Below are 7,536 nucleotides of genomic sequence, written 5' to 3' on the forward strand. Positions count from 1 at the left end.
TTTACTATATGAAAAGACAATTATTATGTGCAGAGACAAAAGGGAGTTAGACTATGGGGATTCGATTTTTACTAGGAAAAGCGAGTACTGGAAAAAGTGATAGATGTTTAATGGAAATAAAGGAAAAGTTAAAGACAAACCCCGAGGGTTCACCAATTATTTATATCGTCCCAGATCAAATGACTTTCCAGCAAGAATATGCACTATTAAACAAAGACGAGCTCTCAGGTAGTATTCGAGCGCAAGTGTTTAGTTTTTCGCGATTAGCTTGGAGAGTTTTACAAGAAACGGGTGGTGGAACAAGGAAATTCATCAGCTCGACGGGTATCCAAATGATGCTTCGCAAAATTACTGAAGAACGTAAATCTGATTGGAGCGTATTTCAAAAGGCAATTGAAAAACGAGGGTTTATGGAACAATTGGAATCAATGATTACTGAATTTAAACGATATCGAATAACCCCGGAAATGTTGGCCATGCAAATAACAGAGATGGATCAGTTTCAACATAAATATACAGGAGAAGTAGCATTAAGAAACAAGCTAGAGGACCTAAGTTATATATATGACAGGTTAGTGTTTGCTTTAAAGGATAATTATATTGATAGTGAAGATCAGCTCCAGCAATTGGCTGATAAAATTGGTGATGCTGATTTCCTAACAGGAGCAGATATTTATATCGATGGTTTTCATCGCTTCACACCACAAGAATTGTTCGTAGTAGAAGCCTTGTTAAAAAAGACTGAACAAGTTTCTGTAACACTTACGCTTGACCAACCAAACGATAGTAATATTTCAGAACTAGATTTATTCTGTCAGACAAAAGAAACGTATCAGTCGTTAATTGAATTAGCAGAAGCAAACAGCATAGAAATCAAAGAGACTGTATTGCTGGATGATGCAGAAGGAATCTTCCATGAACGTCCATATTTTTCCCACTTAGAAAAATACTTTGATGTTAGACCGGCGCCAAAATACCAAGGGGAAGTTCCAATAAAAATAGCTCAAGCCGTCCATCCAAGAGCGGAAGTAGAAGGAGCGGCACAAGAAATTCTTCGGTTAGTTCGAGAAGAAAATTATCGATATAAGGACATAGCTATATTAATCAGACAAACAGATTTATATCAAGATTTAATTGAGACTGTATTTAGTGACTATGGTATTCCAGTGTTTATTGATGAAAAGCGAACGATGATGAATCACCCACTAATTGAACTAATTCGCTCAGTCCTAGATGTCGTAGAGGGCAATTGGCGGTATGATGCTGTTTTTCGTTTGTTGAAAACAGGATTAATTCCAGTGAGTAATCCTCGTTTTCCGCTTAATGAAGATGCGATTGATGAGCTCGAAAACTACGTGTTGGAGTACGGAATTCGTGGTAGAAGCCGCTGGTTAGGTGAAAAGCCATGGATTTTCCAACGATTCCGTGGCTTTGAACAAGCATCGCAAACAGATCAGGAAAAAGAAACTCAACAAAAAATTAACGCCTATCGTTCTCAAGTAGTCCAAGCATTACAGTCGATCGATCAAAAGATAAGAGAAGCTGTTACGATTCATGAGAAAGCTATCGTCTTATTTGAGTGGTTAGAATCGATTGGTGTATCGGAACGTTTAGAAGCTACACGTGACCAGTTAGATCAACAAGGAAGAATAGAGCGCGGGCGTGAACAGGAGCAAGTATGGGAAGCAGTTATTCAATTACTTGATGAAATGGTTGAGATTGCTGGTGATGAGAAGATGTCCTTGCAAATCTTTCAAACAACGCTTGAAGCTGGTTTTGAATCACTGAAATTTGCTCATGTACCACCAAGCATGGATCATGTCGTGACAGGGACTATTGACCGCTCAAGATTTAGTGGTATTAAATGTGCATTTCTGCTTGGAGTTAATGAGGGTGTATGGCCAATGAAGCCATCAGCTGATGGGATGATTTCTGAGGATGAAAGAGATCTACTTGCAGAGCATGGAATGAAACTAGCTGAGGGTAGCAAACGTCAACTGCTAGATGATTGGTTTTACATTTATTTAGCCTTCACTATTGCTAAAGATAAATTATGGGTTAGTTATCCACTAAGTGATGAGGAAGGGAAATCAAAAGTACCATCACAGCTAATTAAAAGGTTACAAGATTTGTTTCCGGCATGTAATGATCAACTTTTACTTCAAGATCCAGAGGAAATGGTAGATGCCGAACGATTTGTCACAACACCAAATAAAACTAGATCGGCTCTTACTTCCCAGCTTGCTAGGAGACTCAGGGGTTATCCTGTTGATGATATCTGGTGGAGTGTGTTGAATTGGTATATGAACAATCATCAAAAGAACGGTACAACAAATCGAATTCTGGAAAGTTTATTTTATAAGAACAAGCCTATTAATCTTTCAGAAGAGACAATAAATAAAATTTATCCGAAACAAATAAAAGCAAGTGTATCACGACTAGAAATGTACCATCGGTGTTCCTATCAACACTTTGCGCGCTACAGTTTAGGGCTAGAAGAAAGAAAAACATATAAACTAGATGCACCAGATATTGGTCAACTATTTCATGAAGCATTGAAAAAAATTACTGAATGGATTAAGGAGGAAGGCCTGGATTTCTCACAAGTTTACCAAGATGATGCTAGAAAATATGCACATAGAGCTGTAGAAAACCTTGCGCCTATTCTGCAACACCAAATTTTGCATAGCTCCAATCGCTATCAATATATTCAACAGAAATTACAAGATATTATTTCGCGAGCTGCATTTGTACTTAGTGAGCAGTCTCGTCAAAGTAATTTCTCACCAGTAGGACTAGAACTTGGCTTTGGTCTTGATGAAAACGAGTTGTCACCGATAAATCTACAGCTTCCTAATGGATTTGAATTAGTTCTAAGAGGAAGAATTGATAGGGTGGATCGTGCTTTAAATCAAGATGACTTGTTCTTAAGAATAATCGACTATAAGTCCAGTTCAAAGGGATTAAATCTTGTCGAAGTCTATTATGGTTTGGCATTACAGATGCTGGCATATTTAGATGTTGTTTTGTCTAATTCCGAGAAATGGTTAGGATCAAAAGCCATCCCAGCAGGTGTGTTATATTTCCATGTCCATAACCCAATGATTTCTGGAAGCAAAAAATTAGATGATTCGGCAATTGAAAAAGAAATAGTTAAGAAATTTAAAATGCAAGGTCTCTTAGTAGAGAATGAACAAATTGTGAAAATGATGGACACTAATTTAGATAGTGGTTCGAGTCATATTGTCCCAGCAGGTTTAAAAAAGGATGGACAATTCCGCAAAGGTTCAAATACAGCGCCAGCAGAAACATTTAGCCAACTGCAGGGATATGTTCGTGAATTAATGACAGATGCAGGAATGGATATAACGAGTGGTGGAGTTCATCTAAATCCGTTTCAACAAAAACAGCAAACAGCTTGTACATTTTGCTCATTTCGTTCGGTTTGCCAATTCGATCCGACCTTAGAAGAAAACAACTATCGACGGTTACAAGAGATGAAGGATGAAGAAATTATCGATGCGATTGGACGAAAGGAGGAAGGAAAATAATGCCAAAATGGACAAAAGAACAAGAAGAAGCAATCTATGCTAGTGGTAGTGATATATTAGTTGCTGCTGCGGCGGGATCAGGGAAAACAGCTGTACTAGTTGAAAGAATTATTCAGAAGTTGCTCAACCGGGAGAACCCCGTTGACATTGATTCTTTATTAGTTGTGACATTTACCAACGCGGCTGCTCAAGAAATGCGCAACCGCGTTGCAGAAGCGTTAGAGGCTGCTCTTGAAGCAAATCCTTCCTCGCTTCACTTAAAAAAACAATTATCATTATTACAGCGGGCATCGATTTCTACCTTGCATTCATTTTGTATGGATTTAGTTAGACGCTATGCATATTTAGTTGATATTGACCCAAGCTTCCGAATCGCTGATGATGTCGAAGCTGATATGATCAGACAAGAAGTGTTAGAAGAGTTATTTGAAGGCTGGTATGGAAAAGAAGGAGAAGAACAAGCAGCTTTTTTTGCTGTGGTAGATCGCTTTTCAAATGATAGAAGTGATTTAGAAGTAGAAGAACTTATTTTAAAGTTATATAATTTTGCAATGCAAAATCCTTGGCCAGATACATGGTTAGATGAGATGACTAGCATGTATGATGTCAAAGAAGACGAAGATGAACAGGCGATTCCATGGTTGGATATTTTAAAACGCGAAGTAAAAAGTCAGTTGCAAGCAATGAAACAAGAAGCTTGGTATGCAATGGAATTAACAAAAGAAAGTGACGGCCCGTACCATTATGCTGAAACGATTGATATGGATTTTGCTTTAATTAATGAAGCTAGTGCACAACTGGAGATGTCATGGGACAATGTTCAATCTACTTTCAAAGAGGGGAAGTTTAAAGCTTTGTCTCGCAAGAAAATAGATTGTGATGAAGAGAAAAAAGATAAGGTCAAATCGCTCAGAAAAAGCTATAAAAAAAGATGGAATGACCTCGCAGAAGACTGGTTTTCGAGAAAACTTTCCTCTTACTTAAAGGATATGAGCTCATTGTATCCAACTATTAAGCAATTGACGGTACTAGTCAAAGAGTTTAAACAAGGATATGCAAAGTTGAAAAAAGAGAAGGCTTTAGTAGACTTTTCGGATCTAGAGCACTATACATTACAAATATTGCTTGATGAATCATCAACAGCTGACAATGCGGTGCCATCTTCAGTTGCTAGTGAATTACAGAAAAAGTTTTCGGAGTTATTGGTAGACGAATACCAGGATACAAACCTTGTACAAGAAACATTAATATCGCTTATTTCTGATAGACAGGGAAATGGAAATAGGTTCATGGTCGGTGATGTAAAACAAAGTATTTATCGTTTTCGTCATGCCGAACCATCCTTGTTTCTTGAGAAATATAAGCGTTTTGCGGGGGATGATTTTCCTGCTAAACGGATTGATCTTGCACGAAACTTCAGGAGTAGAGACCAAGTTCTGTCAGCAACCAATTATATATTTAGACAGTTGTTAAGTGAAGAAGTTGGAGAAATGAATTATGAAAAAGATGCGGAGCTTATTTATTCAAATAAGGTGTATGACCAGCTAACACTAAGTGATGCAGATGCTGAACTAGTGATCATTGACCGGGAAGGTAAAGAAGAAACACCAACTGAAAATCAGGGTGAGGAAGATTTTCAAGACTTAGAAAAAGCTCAAATAGAAGCCAGAGCCTATGCGGAAATGATTAAAAAATGGATTGGACACGCAGATAAGGCTCCAACACAAGTCGTTGATAAAAAAACGGAAACACAGCGCGACTTACAATATCGAGATATTGTCATCCTCCTTCGTTCAATGACCTGGGCGCCGACGATAACAGAAGAGTTAAAACAGCAAGGAATTCCTGTCTATGCGGAACTATCAACTGGTTATTTTGAGGCAATTGAGATAAAAGTGATGCTCAGTCTTCTAAAAGTAATCGACAACCCGAAGCAGGATATTCCACTTGCATCTGTCCTGCGCTCCCCAATTGTTGGGTTAAATGAGGAAGACTTAGCACAGATTCGGTTAGCGAAAAAACGTGTTTCTTATTACGATGCCCTAACTAATTTTGCAATTGAGACCGACAATAGTAAAAAAAAGTTCCAAGTAGAACAATTCTTGCTTCAGTTAAAAGATTGGCGGCTTAGAGCAAGACAAGGGTCGTTATCTGAACTAATTTGGCAAATCTACCGAGAAACAGGGTATTATGACTTTGTTGGTGGTATCCCAGGTGGTAAGCAGCGTCAAGCCAATCTACGTGCTTTATATGACCGAGCACGAACGTACGAATCTACATCATTTCGTGGACTGTTTCGATTCTTACGTTTTATTGAACGGATGGAAGAGAAAGGTGATGACTTAGGAGCAGCTAGAGCTCTGGGAGAACAAGAAGACGTCGTTCGAATTATGACAATACACAAGAGTAAAGGACTTGAATTTCCGATTGTAATTTTAGGGGCAATGGATAAACAGTTTAACCAACAGGATTTACGTCAGAAGTATTTGCTTCATAAAGATCTTGGTTTTGGAAGTAAGTACATTGATCCCGAAAAAAGAATTATCTATCCGACGCTGGCTTACCATGCGTTAAAAAAAGAAAAACAGCGAGAGTTATGGGCTGAAGAGATGAGAGTATTATATGTTGCGCTGACACGAGCTAAAGAGAAGTTAGTCATGGTTGGAAATGTTGCTTCATTTGAAAAAAAACAAAAGAGATGGCTTGAAATAATTGACCATCATGATTGGGTGTTACCGCCACACTATCGTTTAGAATCTAAAACATATCTAGACTGGGTGGGACCTGCGTTAATTAGGCACAAACAAAATGATGCGTTAAGAAATGTTGAAATGAGCGTTCAAGTTCCTCAGGCAATCAGAGAGGATGATTCGAAGTGGAAGGTACAGCTTGTTCATGGCAGTGAGTATTCAAGCCTAGATCAGCTGGAACAGAAGCAGGAATTAGATTTACAACATACGATTAATGAGTGGAAGCCGGTTGATGATATAGATGAAAAACTGAGTACAAAGGTTGATGAAAGGCTATCGTTTGTTTACCCACATAAAAACGCGTCCAGATATCGTGCAAAACAAACGGTTACTGAAATAAAACGTCAACGAGAAGTGAAGGATGATTATAGCGATTCTGAGCTGATTCAACCATTTAAAGCTCCGATTATTAAACGTCCTAAATTTATGCAAAAACAAAAGAATTTGACAGCGGCCGAAAGAGGTACGGCGATGCATACAGTCATGCAACATATTCCCCTTACGAAAAAGTGGGGTATAGAGGAAGTAAAAGAATTTGTACAACTAATGGTTACTAAAGAAATACTAAGACAAGAAGAAGCAGATGTTGTTGATGCTGTTGCAATTCAACAATTCTTTGAAACAGATATTGGTGAGCGTGTTGTTCAATCTGAAATAGTTCACCGAGAGGTTCCGTTTAGTTTTACTCTAAATGCTAGTGAAGTTTACCACAATTGGCAAGGTGAACCAGGGGAGAAGGTCTTGATACAGGGTGTCATTGATTGTTTGATTCCTGTTGAAGACGGGTGGTTACTATTAGATTATAAATCAGACAATATTGCTGAAGAAGTGACCACAGAGGTAAAAGAAAAGTTAAAGCAACGCTATCAAGTTCAGCTCGATTTATATGTTAAAGCTTTAGAAGGTATATGGAAACAGCCAGTTAAGGAGAGATATCTATATTTCTTTAATCATTCTTTATTAATTGATAGTATTGATTAATTTTAGTGTTGGGCACAACGGTTGGAAGCATTCAGCCGTTGTGTTATTTTTTTGATAAAATAATTGATGGGGGCTTCAGATTTGAATTTGGGCGAATAACCTTAGGTTTGGTTAGAATAACTTCGGTTTCTTTTAAGCCCCCTTATTCCTTTGGACACCTAAATCGATTAAGAGTAGAATGATTTTAATAAAAAATCAATCGATAAAGGTGGTGATAAGATGCCAAGAGAAGCAGAAATCATTGAGGATCTAAA

General features: G+C 38.0%; 2 protein-coding genes. Both read left to right on the forward strand.

The features are described 5' to 3' along the window. The first annotated feature begins 53 nt into the window (after window positions 1-53). Window positions 54-3,551 carry a helicase-exonuclease AddAB subunit AddB gene (addB, locus tag LD272_RS18355; RefSeq protein ID WP_226038063.1) on the forward strand — a complete coding sequence of 1,166 codons (3,498 nt, stop codon included), beginning with the start codon at window positions 54-56 and terminating at the stop codon, window positions 3,549-3,551. Further along, entirely contained in the window at window positions 3,551-7,282 is a 3,732-nt protein-coding gene (gene addA / locus LD272_RS18360; protein WP_226038064.1) for a helicase-exonuclease AddAB subunit AddA, read from the forward strand. The genes addB and addA overlap by 1 nt, the downstream gene beginning before the upstream one ends. The last annotated feature ends 254 nt before the right edge of the window (window positions 7,283-7,536 follow it).

The sequence above is a fragment of the Aquibacillus saliphilus genome, assembly GCF_020404745.1.
GTDB classification, from domain to species: Bacteria; Bacillota; Bacilli; order Bacillales; family Amphibacillaceae; genus Aquibacillus; species Aquibacillus saliphilus.